This window comes from Bradyrhizobium sp. STM 3809 (genome assembly GCF_000239795.1).
GTDB lineage: Bacteria > Pseudomonadota > Alphaproteobacteria > Rhizobiales > Xanthobacteraceae > Bradyrhizobium.
The window spans coordinates 23,791-40,475 of the sequence record NZ_CAFJ01000507.1 but is presented as its reverse complement, the minus strand read 5'-3'; the positions used below and the strand labels follow the sequence as shown (position 1 = coordinate 40,475).

General features: G+C 64.7%; 18 protein-coding genes and 2 tRNA genes. 16 read left to right on the top strand and 4 right to left on the bottom strand.

Features of this window, described 5'->3' with window-relative positions; genetic code table 11:
- From lon to BRAS3809_RS23675, 5 genes are all read left to right on the top strand, one after another.
- Positions 1 to 1,766: endopeptidase La (lon, locus tag BRAS3809_RS23695; protein ID WP_035657916.1), on the top strand; the 1,766-nt coding region annotated here is incomplete at its 5' end.
- 219 nt (positions 1,767 to 1,985) lie between these two features.
- Positions 1,986 to 2,062, top strand: a tRNA-Val gene (locus BRAS3809_RS23690).
- A gap of 158 nt (positions 2,063 to 2,220) precedes the next feature.
- Complete coding sequence (locus tag BRAS3809_RS23685; protein ID WP_008964569.1) at positions 2,221 to 2,427, top strand: hypothetical protein; 207 nt, start codon at positions 2,221 to 2,223, stop codon at positions 2,425 to 2,427.
- A gap of 34 nt (positions 2,428 to 2,461) precedes the next feature.
- Positions 2,462 to 3,067, top strand: coding sequence for a Fic family protein (locus BRAS3809_RS23680; RefSeq protein ID WP_008964568.1), 606 nt, complete (start codon positions 2,462 to 2,464; stop codon positions 3,065 to 3,067).
- 13 nt (positions 3,068 to 3,080) lie between these two features.
- Positions 3,081 to 3,566, top strand: a complete 486-nt coding sequence (locus BRAS3809_RS23675) for a Crp/Fnr family transcriptional regulator (protein ID WP_008964567.1) — start codon at positions 3,081 to 3,083, stop codon at positions 3,564 to 3,566.
- Here BRAS3809_RS23675 and BRAS3809_RS23670 read toward each other — a convergent pair.
- Both BRAS3809_RS23670 and BRAS3809_RS23665 read right to left on the bottom strand, forming a co-directional pair.
- Entirely contained in the window at positions 3,505 to 4,332 is an 828-nt protein-coding gene (locus BRAS3809_RS23670; protein WP_008964566.1) for a metallophosphoesterase family protein, read from the bottom strand. The genes BRAS3809_RS23675 and BRAS3809_RS23670 overlap by 62 nt on opposite strands.
- Positions 4,333 to 4,423: 91 nt before the next feature.
- Entirely contained in the window at positions 4,424 to 4,672 is a 249-nt protein-coding gene (locus BRAS3809_RS23665) for a hypothetical protein (protein ID WP_008964565.1), read from the bottom strand.
- Between the two features lie 236 nt (positions 4,673 to 4,908).
- Between BRAS3809_RS23665 and BRAS3809_RS23660 the strand changes: the two genes are divergently transcribed.
- Positions 4,909 to 5,766 (top strand): class I SAM-dependent methyltransferase, encoded by an 858-nt coding sequence (locus BRAS3809_RS23660; RefSeq protein WP_008964564.1) that lies wholly within the window; start codon positions 4,909 to 4,911, stop codon positions 5,764 to 5,766.
- Positions 5,767 to 5,785: 19 nt separating this feature from the next.
- Here the strand turns inward: BRAS3809_RS23660 and pepT are convergent, their stop codons facing one another.
- Positions 5,786 to 7,042 (bottom strand): peptidase T, encoded by a 1,257-nt coding sequence (gene pepT / locus BRAS3809_RS23655; protein WP_008964563.1) that lies wholly within the window; start codon positions 7,040 to 7,042, stop codon positions 5,786 to 5,788.
- Between the two features lie 488 nt (positions 7,043 to 7,530).
- On the opposite strand from pepT, the gene BRAS3809_RS23650 reads away from it, so the two are divergent.
- Positions 7,531 to 7,607: transfer RNA gene (locus BRAS3809_RS23650), tRNA-Asp, on the top strand.
- 180 nt (positions 7,608 to 7,787) lie between these two features.
- Here the strand turns inward: BRAS3809_RS23650 and BRAS3809_RS23645 are convergent.
- Entirely contained in the window at positions 7,788 to 7,988 is a 201-nt protein-coding gene (locus BRAS3809_RS23645) for a hypothetical protein (RefSeq protein WP_008964561.1), read from the bottom strand.
- 619 nt (positions 7,989 to 8,607) lie between these two features.
- On the opposite strand from BRAS3809_RS23645, the gene BRAS3809_RS23640 reads away from it, so the two are divergent.
- The 9 genes from BRAS3809_RS23640 (at position 8,608) to nuoG (ending at position 16,684) form a co-directional block, all read left to right on the top strand.
- The gene (locus tag BRAS3809_RS23640; protein ID WP_008964559.1) at positions 8,608 to 8,973 is read left to right on the top strand and encodes an NADH-quinone oxidoreductase subunit A; all 366 of its coding nucleotides are present in this window, start codon (positions 8,608 to 8,610) and stop codon (positions 8,971 to 8,973) included.
- Positions 8,970 to 9,551, top strand: coding sequence for a NuoB/complex I 20 kDa subunit family protein (locus BRAS3809_RS23635; RefSeq protein WP_006611012.1), 582 nt, complete (start codon positions 8,970 to 8,972; stop codon positions 9,549 to 9,551). Before BRAS3809_RS23640 ends, BRAS3809_RS23635 begins: the two co-directional genes overlap by 4 nt.
- Positions 9,552 to 9,562: 11 nt before the next feature.
- Complete coding sequence (locus BRAS3809_RS23630) at positions 9,563 to 10,168, top strand: NADH-quinone oxidoreductase subunit C (RefSeq protein WP_008964558.1); 606 nt, start codon at positions 9,563 to 9,565, stop codon at positions 10,166 to 10,168.
- A gap of 14 nt (positions 10,169 to 10,182) precedes the next feature.
- The gene (locus BRAS3809_RS23625) at positions 10,183 to 11,379 is read left to right on the top strand and encodes an NADH-quinone oxidoreductase subunit D (protein WP_008964557.1); all 1,197 of its coding nucleotides are present in this window, start codon (positions 10,183 to 10,185) and stop codon (positions 11,377 to 11,379) included.
- Positions 11,379 to 12,338, top strand: a complete 960-nt coding sequence (locus tag BRAS3809_RS23620; protein ID WP_008964556.1) for an FkbM family methyltransferase — start codon at positions 11,379 to 11,381, stop codon at positions 12,336 to 12,338. The genes BRAS3809_RS23625 and BRAS3809_RS23620 overlap by 1 nt, the downstream gene beginning before the upstream one ends.
- Positions 12,310 to 12,960 (top strand): NADH-quinone oxidoreductase subunit NuoE, encoded by a 651-nt coding sequence (gene nuoE, locus BRAS3809_RS23615; protein WP_008964555.1) that lies wholly within the window; start codon positions 12,310 to 12,312, stop codon positions 12,958 to 12,960. The genes BRAS3809_RS23620 and nuoE overlap by 29 nt, the downstream gene beginning before the upstream one ends.
- A complete protein-coding gene (locus BRAS3809_RS23610) occupies positions 12,957 to 13,172 on the top strand; it encodes a hypothetical protein (protein WP_008964554.1) in 216 nt (71 codons plus the stop codon). The genes nuoE and BRAS3809_RS23610 overlap by 4 nt, the downstream gene beginning before the upstream one ends.
- A gap of 19 nt (positions 13,173 to 13,191) precedes the next feature.
- The gene (nuoF, locus tag BRAS3809_RS23605; RefSeq protein WP_008964553.1) at positions 13,192 to 14,517 is read left to right on the top strand and encodes an NADH-quinone oxidoreductase subunit NuoF; all 1,326 of its coding nucleotides are present in this window, start codon (positions 13,192 to 13,194) and stop codon (positions 14,515 to 14,517) included.
- Positions 14,518 to 14,614: 97 nt separating this feature from the next.
- Entirely contained in the window at positions 14,615 to 16,684 is a 2,070-nt protein-coding gene (gene nuoG, locus BRAS3809_RS23600; protein ID WP_008964552.1) for an NADH-quinone oxidoreductase subunit NuoG, read from the top strand.
- The last annotated feature ends 1 nt before the right edge of the window (position 16,685 follow it).

The following is a 16,685-nucleotide window of genomic DNA, read 5'->3' as shown; positions in this document are numbered from 1 at the left end:
TCCGCTCCCGCGTCAAGCGGCAGATGGAGAAGACCCAGCGCGAGTACTACCTGAATGAGCAGATGAAGGCCATTCAGAAGGAGCTGGGTGACGAGGACGGCCGCGACGAGCTCGCCGACCTGGAAGAGCGCATCAACAAGACCAAGCTCTCCAAGGAAGCGCGCGAGAAGGCCCAGCACGAGTTGAAGAAGCTGCGCCAGATGTCGCCGATGTCCGCGGAAGCGACCGTCGTGCGCAACTACCTGGATTGGCTGCTGTCGATTCCGTGGAACAAGAAGTCCAAGGTGAAGAAGGATCTGGAGGCCGCGCAGGCGGTTCTGGATGCGGATCACTATGGTCTGGAGAAGGTCAAGGACCGAATCGTCGAGTATCTGGCGGTGCAGTCGCGCGCCAACAAGCTGACCGGCCCGATCCTGTGCCTGGTCGGACCTCCCGGCGTCGGCAAGACCTCGCTCGGCAAGTCGATCGCGAAGGCCACCGGCCGCGAGTTCGTTCGCGTGTCGCTTGGCGGCGTGCGCGACGAAGCGGAGATCCGCGGCCATCGCCGGACCTATATCGGTTCGATGCCCGGCAAGATCATCCAGTCGATGCGCAAGGCCAAGACCTCGAACCCGCTGTTCCTGCTGGACGAGATCGACAAGATGGGCTCGGACTTCCGGGGTGACCCGTCGTCGGCGCTGCTGGAGGTCCTCGACCCCGAGCAGAACACGACGTTCAACGATCACTACCTGGAGGTCGACTACGACCTGTCGAACGTCATGTTCATCACGACCGCGAATACGCTGAATATTCCCGGCCCGCTGATGGACCGCATGGAGATCATCCGCATCGCGGGCTACACCGAGACCGAGAAGGTCGAGATCGCCCGGAAGCACCTGATCCCCAGCGCGATCTCCAAGCACGGCCTGGACTCGAAGGAGTGGTCGATCGACGACGACGCGCTGCTGCTCGTGATCCGGCGCTACACCCGCGAGGCGGGCGTGCGTAATCTGGAGCGTGAGATTTCCACACTGGCCCGCAAGGCGGTGAAGGAGCTCATGATGTCCAAGAAGAAGTCGGTGAAGATCACCGAGAAGACCGTCGAGGAATTCTTGGGTGTTCCGAAGTACCGCTTCGGTGAGATCGAGAGCGACGATCAGGTCGGCATCGTGACGGGCCTCGCCTGGACCGATGTCGGTGGCGAGCTGCTGACGATCGAAGGCGTCATGATGCCCGGCAAGGGCAAGATGACGGTGACGGGCAATCTGCGCGACGTCATGAAGGAGTCGATCTCGGCGGCGGCCTCGTTCGTCCGCTCCAGGGCGATCAACTACGGCATCGAGCCGCCGTTGTTCGACCGGCGCGACATCCACGTCCACGTGCCGGAGGGGGCGACCCCGAAGGACGGCCCCTCGGCCGGCGTGGCCATGGCGACGACCATCATCTCGGTGATGACCGGCATTCCGGTCCGTCACGACGTCGCGATGACCGGCGAGATCACCTTGCGTGGTCGCGTGCTGCCGATCGGCGGTCTGAAGGAGAAGCTCTTGGCGGCCGCTCGCGGCGGCATCAAGACGGTGCTGATCCCCGAGGACAACGCCAAGGATCTCACGGAGATTTCCGATGCGATCAAGGGCGGCATGGAGATCATCCCGGTCTCCCGTCTCGACGACGTCGTCGCCCGGGCCCTGGTCCGCAAGCCCGTGCCGATCGTCTGGGAAGAGGACACCAAGGTGCCCGTGAAGGCCGATGGCGACGAAGCCGCCGGCGGCCTGACCGCCCACTGAGGTCAGAAGCCGTGTAGGGAAACGGCGCCCGTCAGGGCGCCGCTTTCGTTTGTGGGCTTGTTCTAGCACCGAGGAGTGCCGGCTGCGCAGCACCGAGGCGCGGCTTTCCAACCCCCTGCGCTGTTCCGGCGTTGATTGCGGGTCGGGCAGGGGGTAAAGAAGCGCTGCGCAACGGACCGTCCGAGATCACCGGAAATGGCACCGGATCTGTTGCAGGACGGGCGGTTAGCTCAGCTGGTTAGAGCATCTCGTTTACACCGAGAGGGTCGGGAGTTCGAATCTCTCACCGCCTACCACAACTCTTGCTGCGAAGATCTGAACCTAAGCTGCGGCTGCAAGTTGACGAATAAATTTATGATGTCGCCGGTTCGGCACAGACTCCTCATCTGTACGGCCTATATAAGCGTTAAGGAATCATAAGGTACCCTAAGGTGCCAATTCTAGGAGGTGCAATATGGCCGAGAGACAACCTGTATTGGGGCCCGCGCCGGTACACCCGGAACTCGACCGTTTGCTGGAGCAGACGAAGACTTTGACGGTTAGCGAAGCGGACTTGCAAGAGCAGCGGGTAAGCTTCGCTTATGGCAACGCCCCTCAGGCGTCACGGATCACGAAAGAATCGGTCCGCGATGCCTCCAAGAGCATCTTGATGACCCGATAGAAGGAGGAGCCCGGCTTAGCCGGGCTTTTATTTTATGCTGGTACTCGAAAAGGATGATCCAGAACTCTACACGCGCATCCAAGAAAAGAATCTGATTCGTCAATATGACTTACTGACCAATGATATTGAGATCGGGCTGAGGCAGGGCCCAATTGCTTTCGATAAATACATGCTTTGGGCGCTAAACCACGTTGCCGTGGCGAATATTTCGCAATTTGGCGGTCGCTTCCGAAGCGAGCCGATTTACGTTGGAAATCACATTCCGCCTCATTTCAAAGAGGTTCCGGAATTGATGGACCGATTTGTGTCCTTCATTCACGAAAACTGGTACGTGCTCACACCCACCCAGCTTGCGGCCTATGCGCTCTGGCGTATGTTATGGATCCATCCCTTTATCGAAGGAAACGGCCGCACTGCTCGGGCCATCTGCTATTATTTACTTTGCGTCAGGATAGGTCGGTTCTTGCCGGGCAAAGTTATTGTGCCCGAGCGAATCCGAGACAATCGTACGCCGTACTACGCCGCTCTTCGCAGAGCCGACGAGGCATGGGAAGCTGGACACTACGATATCAGTGAACTCGCCGTGTACCTGAGTACTCTTTTAGAAGATCAGCTTCGCGACGCCGCATCGGGTAACTGAAGCTGGGATCTCGATGACCGACTTCCTGCGTCACTGCACCGGCGGACACGAGCGCACGATCGCCGCTGGCACCGACCTGCTGGCGGAAGGCCACAGCACCGGGCATCTCTACATCCTGCTCGAAGGACGGCTGGAGGTGATCAAGGCCGGCGCCACGGTGGCCGTCGTGGGGGAGCCCGGTGCCCTGTTCGGGGAGATGTCGCTCTTGCTGGAGCAGCCGCATACGGCGACCGTGCGGGCGCTGGCCGACTGCCGGATCTATGAGATCCTCGATGCGCCGCGCTTCCTCACAGAACATCCCGAGGCGACGCTTTCGATCGCCCGCATGCTGGCGCAGCGGCTCAACGTCGCCAACACCTATCTCGCCGACCTCAAGCGGCAATATGCCGGCCACGGCACGCATCTCGCGATGGTCGGCGACGTCCTGCAGAGCATGATCAACCTGCCACCGCAGCAGGTCGCGCCAGGAACGGATCTGGAATCCGATCCACGGCTCTGAGCCAGTCGGGCGCTTCCCTCACCGGCTGGGCCGGGCGCTGCAGCGGTGCGGCGAGGTCGATCCATTCGGCTTGCCCCGCCGCCAGCCAGAACGCGTGCTGCGCGCCGGTGTCGAGCACCATGTAGGTCGGCGGGCGACCGGGCTGCCGGCCGGTGTTGAACACCCAGGTCTCCGCCAAGCGATCGAACCAGGAGCCGTCCTTGATGAAGGGCGATTGGTGGACATGGCCTGATATCACCATCGCCGGCCGGTGCCGCGCGATGAAGCCTTCGAGCTCGGTGTCGCCGAAGAAGCGCTTGCCACCCCAGCTGACCGGCGAGTTGGCCGGCGGGGCATGATGCACCCAGATCCAGCGCGCAGGCTGTCGGCCTGCAGCGGCGTCGAGCTGGCGCTCGATCGCGGCTTGCACATGCGGGCCATCCCACCATGGGCAGACCGAGAACAGGGTGTCGCCGATCAGGATATCCTCGCCGTCGGAGGCGATGCCGAGCTCGCGGACGGTCCCGATCCAGGCCGCGATCTTCTCGCCCTCGGCGTTGCGCTCCTCCAGGTCGTGGTTGCCGGAGCAGATGATCACGCGGGTCTTGGCCGCCAGCAGCGCGAGATATTTTTTCACCACGACGATCTGGGCGCGAATGTCGACGATCGACGCGAGATCGAGGGCGTCGCCAGCGAAGATGACGAGCTCGAAATGGTCGGCCGCGGCGACCAGCCAGTCGAGTTGCGGCAAGGTGTAATGGAGATCGGCGACGATGAGGCAGCGCATGAAGACCCCGATGGACGTCCATGCAAATCAGAGACGGTCGGGTCTTTCAAGACGCGCGGGCCGCCGGTGGGGTCCGCAGCCCGGCACCCCGCTAGCGCGGCTGCTGCCGCGTGGGGTAGCGGGGCTGAATCGGCCTGGTCTGATACGACGGGTAGCCCGGACTGTCGGGCTGCGTGATCGGCCGCGACGGCGTGACCGGCTGGTTGAGCGGATCGGAGAACAGCGGGTTCTGCCGGGTCGGCACCGGCCTGCCGCTTTGTCCCCCGGCCGCCTCGGCTCCGCTCGCCGTGGACGAGCAGAGCGCAGCGACAAGCACCAGCCAGGGACCGCATCGACCCATCCATCGTCTCCTTGCAGCGGCCATGTCGCACCTCGCGCATCGCCGACTCTACGGACAATGTCTGCCCGCAAGCCTCGTTCCCTCAGCGTCATATGGACACGGTGCCGCGGCTTGCAACGCAGGAGGTCGGTCGCCACTCGCGCCCGTGCCCGTGTCGCGGGTTCGTGCCTTGACAGGAAAGGCCGCCGCGTGCGGCCATGCCGGCCGATCAGGACCATCGATCAGACAGGCCCATCATGGACATGCCCGCAGGCCACGACCGCAATGCCGACCAGATCGCCTATTGGAACGGGCCCGGCGGCCAGCGCTGGTCGGATCGCCAGGAGGCGCAGGACGTCCTGCTCGCGCCGGTGTCGCAGATCCTGATCGATCACATCGCCGCCAAGCCGGGTGATCGCGTCCTGGACATCGGCTGCGGCTGCGGCGGCCTGTCGATCGCGCTGGCCCGGCAGGTCGCGCCGGATGGAGCCGTGCTCGGCGTCGACATCTCCGCGCCGATGCTGGCGCGGGCGCGCGAGGTGGCGCCGGCCGGGCTGCCCGTCGCGTTCGTGCTGGCTGACGCAACGGTGCATGCGTTTCCGCCCGCGAGCTTCGACCTCCTGGTCTCGCGCTTCGGCGTCATGTTCTTCGCCGATCCCGTGACGTCATTCGCCAACATGCGGCGGGCGCTGAAGCCGGGCGGCCGGGTGGTGTTCGCCTGCTGGCGCGAGCCCAGGGCCAATCCCTGGATGATCGCGCCGCTGCAGGCGGTGTATCGCCATGTCCCGAAGCTGCCGGAGATGGGTCCGGAGGATCCCGGCCCGTTTGCCTTCGCGTCGGAGGCGCGGGTAACGCGGATCCTCGGCGAGTCGGGCTTTGCCGACGTCGCCCTGCAGGCCCACGCGCTGTCGCTCGACATCGCGCGCGGGCAGGGGCTGGACGCCGCCGTGCAATCGGCGTTCGAGATCGGGCCCGCCAGTCGTGCACTGGAGGGGCATCCCGCGGAGACGCGCGAAGCCGCACGCCTCTCGGTTCGTGAACTGCTCGCGCAGCATCAGACGGGCGGCAGCGTCACGCTGCCCGGCTCGATCTGGCTGGTAACGGCGCGCGCCTGAGGGCCGCGCCGGGAGGGCGTCAGGAGCGCTCCTCCCAGATCATCGCCAGATGCACGATGGTCTGCACCGCCTTCTCCATGTCGCCGACACTGACCCATTCCCGTCGCGAGTGGAAGGCGTGCTCGCCGGCGAAGATGTTGGGGCAGGGCAGTCCCATGAAGGACAGCCTCGAGCCATCAGTGCCGCCGCGAATCGAGGTGCGCACCGGCGCCAGTCCGGCGCGACGGATGGCGTCCTCGGCGTAGGTCACGATCTCCGGATGGAGGTCGATCACCTCCTTCATGTTGCGATATTGCGCCTTGACCTGCATCTCGTAGCTGGAGCGCGGGTAATCCCGCATCACGTCCTTGACGATGTCCTCGAGCAGCGCCTCCTTCTGGCGCAATCCCTGCTCGCTGAAATCGCGCACGATGAAGTCGAGCCGTGCCTGTTCCAGGGTGCCCGATACGCCCACCGGATGCAGGAAGCCTTCCCGGGCTTCCGTGGTCTCGGGGGAGCAGGTATCCTTGGGCAGGCGGTCGACGATTGCCGAGGCGATCTTGATGGCGTGCTCCATCTTGCCCTTGGCGAAGCCGGGATGCGCGCTGACGCCGTTGATGATGATCGTTGCGCCGTCCGCCGAGAAGGTCTCGTCCTCGATATTCCCGGCGGTCTCCCCATCCATCGTGTAGCCGAAGTCGGCGCCGAGCTTCTTCAGGTCGACCCGGTCGACGCCGCGGCCGATCTCCTCGTCCGGGGTGAACAGGATCTTGATCGTGCCGTGCTTGATGGCGGGGTTGCTCAGCAGAAATTGCGCCGCGTCCATGATCTCGGCGATGCCGGCCTTGTTGTCGGCGCCGAGCAGGGTGGTGCCATCGGAGGTGACGATGTCCTGGCCGATCTGGCCGGCCAGCGCCGGATGCTCTGAAGGGCGGATCACCTGGCTCGGATCTCCCGGCAGCACGATGTCGCCGCCTCGATAGTTGCGCACGATCTGCGGCTTCACGTCGGCGCCGGAGCAGTCGGGTGAGGTGTCCATGTGCGAGCAGAAACAGATCACCGGAACCGCCTTGTCGGTGGTCGCGGGGATCGTCGCATAGACGTAGCCGTGCTCGTCCATATGCGCGTCCGCCAGACCGAGGGCTTGAAGCTCCGCGGCCAGCAGGCGCCCCAGGTTCTTCTGCTTCAGCGTCGACGGGCAGGTCGGGGAGGTCGGGTCCGACTGGGTGTCGATCACGACATAGCGGAGGAAGCGCTCGGTCACGGAGTGGGCGTAGCTCTGAAACGGATCGGACATGGGCACCACGAGAGAAGAAGAGAGAGGAGGGTTATGATACCTTCGGCGTATATTAATATATCAGATATGGCATGGTTCGCGCTCAGCAGGACCAGACGTGTCAACGCAATTCGGCCCTTTCAGCAGGTGGCCTGGACCGCGTCCCTGCCGCGCGCTTGGCATGATGCTCAATTACGGCAGATTGGGAGATGGACGTCGAGACGATCCATGTCCGCCGATCCGCCGCCTCTTGCTTGGCTCACGTGGCGCCCGCTTCCGCCGACAGTTTCGGACAGCATCTCCTCGCGTCGCGAGGCGGCTGCAACCGCGCGATGGCTTCCCGGCCGAGCGGTCATGGCAGAATTCGCGCGGAGAACCGCGGGGACGGGAGCCCGGCCGGCATTCTACATCGACCGGCCGTCAAGACTTCTCACAAGTTGGAGTTCAATGTCCTTGACTTCGAAACTTCCCCCCTTTAAGTCGCACTCCTCCGCGGATTTCGCGATCACGCGGGAGTAGCTCAGTTGGTTAGAGCGCCGGCCTGTCACGCCGGAGGTCGCGGGTTCGAGCCCCGTCTCTCGCGCCATTTCGATGGCTCCCACCCTCCAAAATCCCCCTCGATCCACGATCCCGCCGCTCAACTCGGCTGATCCCGGCCGCCCGTGGAAGCTGGCCAGGGCAGATGACCGCCGACCGCGTCGACAAAGCAAAAGGCCGCCGAAACGGCGGCCTCGGACAGACTTGGGTCTGGGAACGCCGCCGCTGGTCAGCGGACCATGGGGTCGTTCGTGCTCGTTACGGCAACCGGCTTGCCGGCCTTCACCGGGGCATGCGAGGCCGTCTGGCTGTAATCGACATTGGTGCGGGCCGCGATGCCGAAAGCGGTGACGGCGATCCCGGCAACCAGCGCCACCACGACGATCTTCAGATGGGTCGAGCGGTCTGCGGAATGGAATGAGTGGTTCATGTCGGCCTCCCGGCGTCTCAGAGCGCCACTTTGTTGCCGGGATGTGTACCGCCGCTTTGTTTCGATCCGGTTTCTTCGTTTCCTCAAAATGGTTTCTTCGGTTGCGGAGTTGGTTTTGGCAATCGGCAGTATGCGGACCGGCACCGGCGAGCCGGCCATGGGTGTGACCGGCTGCCCATTCAGGCGCTCACGCGTGGCTGCCCTGCGCGTCCGTCGGCTTGATTCGGCGGCCGCCGATGACCACCTCCGTCGAGAGCGGAAACGCGTGAGGCCATCGGCCATTCGCAACAGTTCGGCTGCTCGATCGCAGCTCCCCGTTCCGCCTTCGCGCCACTCTGGTTTGCGCACAACGCCGTGCGTGGCTGCGATCGCTGACCGAGTCAGCATTCGGTCGACGTCGCGCGCGACACCGTATTGCTGCGGGTCCTGCAGGCGAGTGGGGCGCCCAAGCCGCTACCGCCGCAATGGCCGATGTGTCCGGGTTTCCGCAATGTGGGGAGGGATGGCGACGGCGGGATGGCTTGTCTTGCGCGGCTTGGTGCGCTGCGCTAAGGCTTCGACCAATTCCAATGCAGCGAGTCTGCGGTTTGCACCGAAACCGCAGAGGAAAGTGACGCCGATGACCGGCATCCTCCAGAACTATCTTCCCCTCGTCGTCTTCATAGGTGTCGCAGCCATCATCGGCGTGGTGCTGCTGATCGCGCCGTTCCTGGTCGCCTACCAGCAGCCCGATCCCGAGAAGCTCTCCGCCTACGAATGCGGCTTCAATGCGTTCGACGACGCCCGCATGAAGTTCGACGTCCGCTTCTACCTGGTTGCCATCCTTTTCATCATCTTCGACCTCGAAGTCGCCTTCCTGTTCCCCTGGGCAGTCGCATTCGGCAAGCTCGGCGCGGCCGGCTTCTGGTCGATGCTGGTGTTCCTGGCCGTGCTGACGGTCGGGTTTGCCTACGAATGGAAGAAAGGCGCGCTTGAATGGGATTGAGCCCGACCCCGTCCTCCGGTCCGGTGATCGCACCGGCCCCGAAGGGCATTCTCGATCCCGCGACCGGCAGGCCCGTTGGTGCCAACGACCCGTATTTCCTCGAGGTCAAGCACGAGCTGTCGGACAAGGGATTCTTCGTTGCCACCGCTGACGATCTCATCACCTGGGCCCGCACCGGCTCGCTGATGTGGATGACGTTCGGCCTGGCCTGCTGCGCCGTCGAGATGATGCAGGTCTCGATGCCGCGCTACGATGTCGAGCGCTTCGGCTTCGCGCCGCGCGCCTCGCCGCGCCAGTCCGACGTGATGATCGTGGCGGGCACCCTGACCAACAAGATGGCGCCGGCGCTGCGCAAGGTCTACGACCAGATGCCGGAGCCGCGCTACGTCATCTCGATGGGCTCCTGCGCCAACGGCGGCGGCTACTACCACTATTCCTATTCGGTGGTCCGCGGCTGCGATCGCATCGTTCCCATTGATATCTATGTGCCCGGCTGTCCGCCGACCGCGGAAGCGCTGCTGTACGGTGTTCTGCTGCTGCAGAAGAAGATCCGTCGCACCGGCACCATCGAACGCTGAAGGTTTTCGCTATGGACGACGGCAGGCTCGACGCCCTTGGGCAGACGATCGTGAGCGCGCTCCCGGGCGCGGCGATCGGCCATTCGGTCGCTTTCAATCAGCTCACGGTCACCGTGGAGCCCGCCCGGATCGTCGAGGTCGTGAAGTATCTGCGCGACGATCCCGGCTGCCGGTTCATCAACTTCACCGACATCACGGCCGTCGATTACCCCGAGCGCGCCAAGCGTTTCGAGGTCGTCTACCATTTCCTGTCGCCGACCTTGAATACCCGCATCCGGCTCAAGGCCGAAGCTGACGAGACGACGCAGGTGCCCTCGATCATCGACGTCTTCCCGGGCGCCGACTGGTTCGAGCGCGAGGCCTATGACCTCTACGGCGTGATCTTCGTCGGCCATCCCGACATGCGCCGCATCCTCACCGATTACGGCTTCGACGGCCACCCGCTGCGCAAGGACTTTCCGACCACCGGTTTCGTCGAGGTGCGCTACGACGACCAGGAGAAGCGGGTGATCTACGAGCCGGTGCGGCTCAACCAGGAATTCCGCAAGTTCGATTTCCTCTCGCCCTGGGAAGGCGCGGACTATCCGCTGCCGGGCGATGAGAAAGCGACGAAGTGAGTGGGAGCTTCAGCATGAACGAGCAAAGCCCGGCACTCCGCAACTTCACAATCAATTTCGGCCCGCAGCATCCGGCGGCGCATGGCGTGCTTCGTCTCGTCCTTGAACTGGACGGCGAGGTCGTCGAGCGCGTCGATCCGCATATTGGTCTTCTGCATCGTGGCACCGAGAAGCTGATCGAGACCAAGACCTATCTGCAGGCAATGCCCTATTTCGATCGGCTCGACTATGTCGCGCCGATGAACCAGGAGCATGCGTTCTGTCTCGCTGCCGAGCGCCTGCTCGGCATCGAGGTGCCGCGCCGCGGCCAGCTGATCCGCGTGCTGTATTCCGAGATCGGCCGCCTGTTGTCGCATCTTCTGAACGTGACCACGCAGGCGATGGACGTCGGCGCGCTGACCCCGCCGCTGTGGGGCTTCGAGGAGCGCGAGAAGCTGATGGTGTTCTATGAGCGGGCCTCGGGCTCGCGCATGCACGCCAACTACTTCCGTATCGGCGGCGTTCACCAGGACCTGCCGCCGAAGCTGGTCGACGACATCGACGCGTTCTGCGATCCCTTCCTCAAGGTGGTCGACGATCTCGACCAGCTGCTGACCGGCAACCGCATCTTCAAGCAGCGTAACGTCGACATCGGCGTCGTCACCCTCAAGCAGGCCTGGGAGTGGGGCTTCTCCGGCGTGATGGTGCGCGGCTCTGGCGCGGCCTGGGACCTGCGCAAGTCGCAACCTTACGACGTCTATGCCGAGATGGAGTTCGACGTTCCGATCGGCAAGAACGGCGACTGCTACGACCGCTATCTCATCCGCATGGAAGAGATGCGCCAGTCCGTGCGCATCATGAAGCAGTGCATCGCCAAGCTGCGCGCGCCGGACGGCCAGGGCCCGGTGCTGGTCACCGACAACAAGATCGCGCCGCCGCGCCGTGGCGAGATGAAGCGCTCGATGGAAGCGCTGATCCACCACTTCAAGCTCTACACCGAGGGCGTGCACGTGCCGGCTGGCGAGATCTACGCGGCCGTCGAGGCGCCCAAGGGCGAGTTCGGCGTCTATCTCGTCGCAGACGGCACCAACAAGCCGTACAAGTGCAAGATCCGCGCGCCGGGCTTCGCCCATCTGCAGGCCATGGACTTCCTGTGCCGCGGCCATCTGCTCGCCGACGTCTCGGCCATTCTCGGCTCGCTCGACATCGTGTTCGGAGAGGTGGATCGCTGATGGGCCATGCGCCGATCCAGTTCGATCGTGCATCCGGAGCGCTCGAAGGAGCGAACCTCTGGGAGCGCACGGCTGCATTGGCGCTGTCCACCGGCTCGAAGATCTCCTCGCACTTCTCGCATCGCGGCTACAACCGCTGCGCCAATCTGCTGCGGCTGGCGCTGCCGGAGCGCAACCTTGCGGTGAAGCTCAACCCGGACGCCGTGTTCGAGTTCCCCTATGGCGACGGCTATTGGAGCAAGCTGCTCAACCGCGCCTATCACTATGAGGACGAGCTCGAGCTGCTGTTCCTCGGTTCCGTCGACGTCGACTACACGTTCATCGATGGCGGCGCCAATTACGGCTACTGGTCGGTGCTGGTGTCGAGCGCGCCTTACGGCGCGCACAGGGCGATCGCGATCGAACCGTCCTCGGCGAATTTCGCCAAGCTCGCAAACAATTCCAAGATCAATGGCGGACGCTTCGAGGTGATCAAGTGCGCCATCGGCGAGCGCCGCGGCGTGGCCCATCTCACCGGCACCAAGCACGAGGCTTTCAGCATCGCCGGCGAGAATTCGGGGGGCGAGCAGGTGCCCGTGATGGCGCTCGACGACCTCATCGACGATGGCAAGGTCGCAGCCTCCGGCAAGTATCTCATCAAGCTCGACGTCGAGGGCGTCGAAATCGAGGCGATCAAGGGTGGGGCGCGATTGCTCGCGACCGACAGCATGATCCTGTGTGAGGAGCACGGCCAGGACCGCAATCACACGGTGTCGCGCTACATCCTCGACCAGACGCCGATGCAGCTGATGGTTTACGACCCCGCGAGCCGGCGTTTCGAGACCGTGACCGAATTGTCGATCCTCGACCGCATCAAGGTGTCCGCGCACGTCGGCTATAACGTGTTCGGAACTGCAAGTGCCTTCTGGCAGAATCGCGTCGCTGCGCTCAATGCAGGTGCCGCGCGCCGCATGCAATGAAAGACTAGAGAGCCATGTCCGTCCGCCGTCTCGCCAGGACCTCCAGCCCGCGAGCTTTGCGTTCACGGATGAAAACCTCGCCTTCGCCAAGGCCCAGATCGCCAAATATCCGGAAGGCCGCCAGGCTTCGGCGGTGATCGCGATCCTGTGGCGCGCCCAGGAGCAGAACGCTGGCTGGGTGTCGGAAGCCGCGATCCGCGTCGTCGCCGACATGCTCGGGATGCCCTATATCCGCGTGCTGGAGATCGCGACCTTCTACACGATGTTCCAGCTGCAGCCCGTCGGCAAGAAGGCGCATGTCCAGGTCTGCGGCACGACGCCGTGCCGGCTGCGCGGCGCCGAGGAGCTGATCGAGGTCTGCAAGCACCGCATCCACCACGACCCGTTCCACCTCTCCAAGGACGGCGACTTCAGCTGGGAGGAAGTCGAGTGCCTGGGTGCCTGTGTGAATGCGCCGATGGTGCAGATCTGGAAGGATACCTATGAGGACCTGACGCCGGAGAGCTTCGGCAAGGTGCTCGACGGCTTCGCGACCGGCAACCTGCCGACGCCGGGTCCGCAGAACGGCCGCCAGTTCTCGGCGCCGGCCGGTGGGCCGACCACGCTGAAGGAGAAGACATGAGCCGCGATCGCATCCGCGTTGCGGCCCTGAGCCGAGAGGGCGCCGCGATGAAGAACTGGCGCTACGTGGCGCTGCACACCGTCGCGGCCGCCGCTTTCATTTTCGTGCTGCAGCGGTTCGCGCTGAGCGCGACGCTGGAGTCCAGTCTGCTGTGGGCGCTCGTATTCGGCGGCTGTGCCGCCTTCGTCGCCAACATGCAGTCGAACCGTTGAACTTCGAGGAAGCCGTCTGATGCTCGACGACAAGGACCGCATCTTCACCAATCTCTACGGCCTGCACGATTGGGGCCTGGAAGGCGCACGCCGGCGCGGCAGCTGGGATGGCACCAAGGGGCTGATCGAAAAGGGCCGCGACTGGATCATCAACGAGATGAAGGCGTCGGGCCTGCGCGGCCGCGGCGGCGCCGGCTTCCCGACCGGCCTGAAATGGTCGTTCATGCCGAAGGAGTCGACCGACGGCCGGCCGAGCTATCTCGTGGTCAATGCCGACGAGTCCGAGCCCGGCACCTGCAAGGATCGCGAGATCATGCGGCACGATCCGCATCATCTCGTCGAAGGCTGCCTGCTGGCCAGCTTCGCGATGAACGCGCATGCCTGCTACATCTATGTGCGCGGCGAGTTCATCCGGGAGCGCGAGCGGCTGCAGGCGGCGATCGACCAGGCCTATGAGGCCAATCTGATCGGCAAGAACAACATCCATGGCTGGCCGTTCGATCTCTACGTCGCCCATGGCGCCGGCGCCTATATCTGCGGCGAGGAGACCGCGCTGCTGGAGAGCCTCGAGGGCAAGAAGGGTCAGCCGCGGCTGAAGCCGCCGTTCCCGGCCAATGTCGGCCTCTATGGCTGCCCGACCACGGTCAACAATGTCGAGTCGATCGCGGTCGCGCCGACCATCCTGCGCCGTGGCGCCTCGTGGTTCGCCGGCATCGGCCGGCCGAACAATGTCGGCACCAAACTGTTCTGCATCTCCGGTCACGTCGAACGGCCCTGCAACGTCGAAGAGGCGATGGGCATCCCGTTCCGCGAGCTGATCGAGAAGCATTGCGGCGGCATCCGCGGCGGCTGGGACAATCTGAAGGCGGTCATCCCCGGCGGCTCGTCGGTGCGCATGGTGCCGGCCGAGCAGATCATCGACACGCCGATGGATTTCGACAGCCTGTCGAAGCTGCGCTCGGGCCTGGGCACCGCGGCCGTGATCGTGATGGACAAGTCCACCGACCTGATCCGGGCGATCGCGCGCATCTCTTATTTCTACAAGCATGAGAGCTGCGGCCAGTGCACGCCGTGCCGCGAGGGCACCGGCTGGATGTGGCGCGTGCTGACCCGCATGGCCGAGGGCCGCGCGCACAAGCGCGAGATCGACATGCTGCTGGAGGTCACCAAGCAGATCGAGGGACACACGATCTGTGCGCTGGGTGACGCCGCGGCCTGGCCGATCCAGGGCCTGATCACGCATTTCCGTCACGAGATCGAAGCGCGCATCGATCAGTATTCGCACAAGGCCGATGTCGACGATGTCGGCGTGCGCGATCCCGCGCACATGGTGGCGGCGGAGTAGGGGATGGCGGTCGTATCCGCCAGCGAAGTTTTGCCCCGCGCTTGCGCCCTGATGCTGCGCAGCGCGGTGGTCCGTGGTTTGAGAGAGATGTGAGGCAATGACCAAGATCATCATCGATGGCAAAGAGATCGATGTGCCGGCGGAATACACGCTGCTGCAGGCGTGCGAGGCGGCAGGCGCCGAGATTCCGCGCTTCTGCTATCACGAGCGGCTGTCGATCGCCGGCAACTGCCGGATGTGCCTCGTCGAGGTGAAGGGCGGACCGAAGCCGGTCGCGAGCTGCGCCTGGGGCGTGCGCGACTGCCGTCCGGGTCCGAAAGGCGAGCCGCCGGAGATCTCGACGCGGTCGCCGATGGTCAAGAAGGCGCGCGAAGGCGTGATGGAGTTCCTTCTGATCAACCATCCCTTGGATTGCCCGATCTGCGACCAGGGCGGCGAGTGCGACCTGCAGGACCAGGCGATGGGCTATGGTGTCGACACCAGCCGCTACGCCGAGAACAAGCGCGCCGTCGAGGACAAATATCTCGGCGCGCTGGTCAAGACCTCGATGACCCGCTGCATCCAGTGCACGCGCTGCGTCCGCTTCTCGGCGGAGGTGTGCGGCGTGCCGGAGATGGGGGCGATCGGCCGTGGCGAGGACATGGAGATCACGACCTATCTCGAGCAGGCGCTGAGCTCGGAGCTGCAGGGCAATCTGGTCGATATCTGCCCCGTCGGTGCGCTGACTTCGAAGCCCTATGCCTTCGCGGCGCGTCCCTGGGAGCTCGGCAAGACGCAGTCGATCGACGTCATGGACGGCCTGGGCTCGGCGATCCGCGTCGACACCCGCGGCCGCGAAGTGATGCGCATCCTGCCGCGTATCAATGACTCCGTGAACGAGGAGTGGATTTCCGACAAGACCCGTCACGTCGTCGACGGCCTGCGCACGCAGCGGCTCGATCGTCCCTACGTTCGTGAGGACGGCAAGCTGCGCCCGGCCACATGGCCCGAGGCGTTCAAGGCGATCGCGACCAGGCTGGCGCGCATCGACGGCAAGCGCGTCGGCGCGATCGCGGGCGACCTCGCGGCGGTCGAGGAGATGTATGCGCTGAAGGATCTGCTCGCCAAGCTCGGCTCGACCAACGTTGCCGTGCAGGGCGGTGACAGCTTCGATGCCAGGCTCGGCCGCGCGTCCTATCTGTTCAATCCCACCATCGCCGGCATCGAGCAGGCCGATGCGATCCTGATCATCGGCGCCAATCCGCGCAAGGAAGCGGCCGTGCTGAACGCCCGTATCCGCAAGCGCTGGCGCTCGGGCCAGCTCAAGGTCGGTCTGGTCGGCCCGAAGGTCGATCTCACTTACGCCTATGAGCACATCGGCGCGGGCACGGACTCGCTGAGCGATGTCGCGGCCGGCAAGCACTCCTTCGCGACCGCCTTCCGCAACGCCAAGAACCCGATCGTTCTGGTCGGCGCTGGTGCGGCTGCGCGCCACGACGGCGGCGCGATCCTGGCGCTCGCCGCCAAGATCGCGATGGACGTCAACGCCGTGCGCGACGATTGGAACGGCTTTGCCGTGCTGCACGACACCGCGTCGCGGGTCGGCGCGCTCGACATCGGCTTCAACGGCACCGGTCTCACCGGCGCTCAGATGACGACCTTCGGCACCATGGACGTGATGTTCCTGCTCGGCGCCGATGAGGTCGAGATCCCCGAGGGCGTGTTCACCGTCTACATCGGCACCCATGGCGACCGCGGCGCGCATCGCGCCGACGTCATCCTGCCGGGCGCGGCCTACACCGAGAAGTCCGGGCTCTACGTCAACACCGAGGGCCGGGTGCAGATCGCGGCGCGGGCGTCGTTCCCGCCGGGCGAGGCGCGCGAGGACTGGGCGATCATCCGCGCACTCTCCGAGGTGCTCGGCCGCAAGCTCGGCTACGACTCGCTCGCGGCGCTGCGCGCCGAGATCATCAAGGCGGTGCCGCATCTCGGCCGCATCGACCAGATCGAGGCCGGCAAGATCGCCGACATCAAGGCCCTGGCGGGCAAGGGCGGCAGCCTCGAGAAGGCGCCGTTCAAGCCGCTCATCGACGATTTCTATCTCACCAATCCGATCGCGCGCGCATCGGCGGTCATGGCGGAATGCTCCCGTCTGGCCTCCGGGCAGATGCTGACGGCAGCGGAGTGAG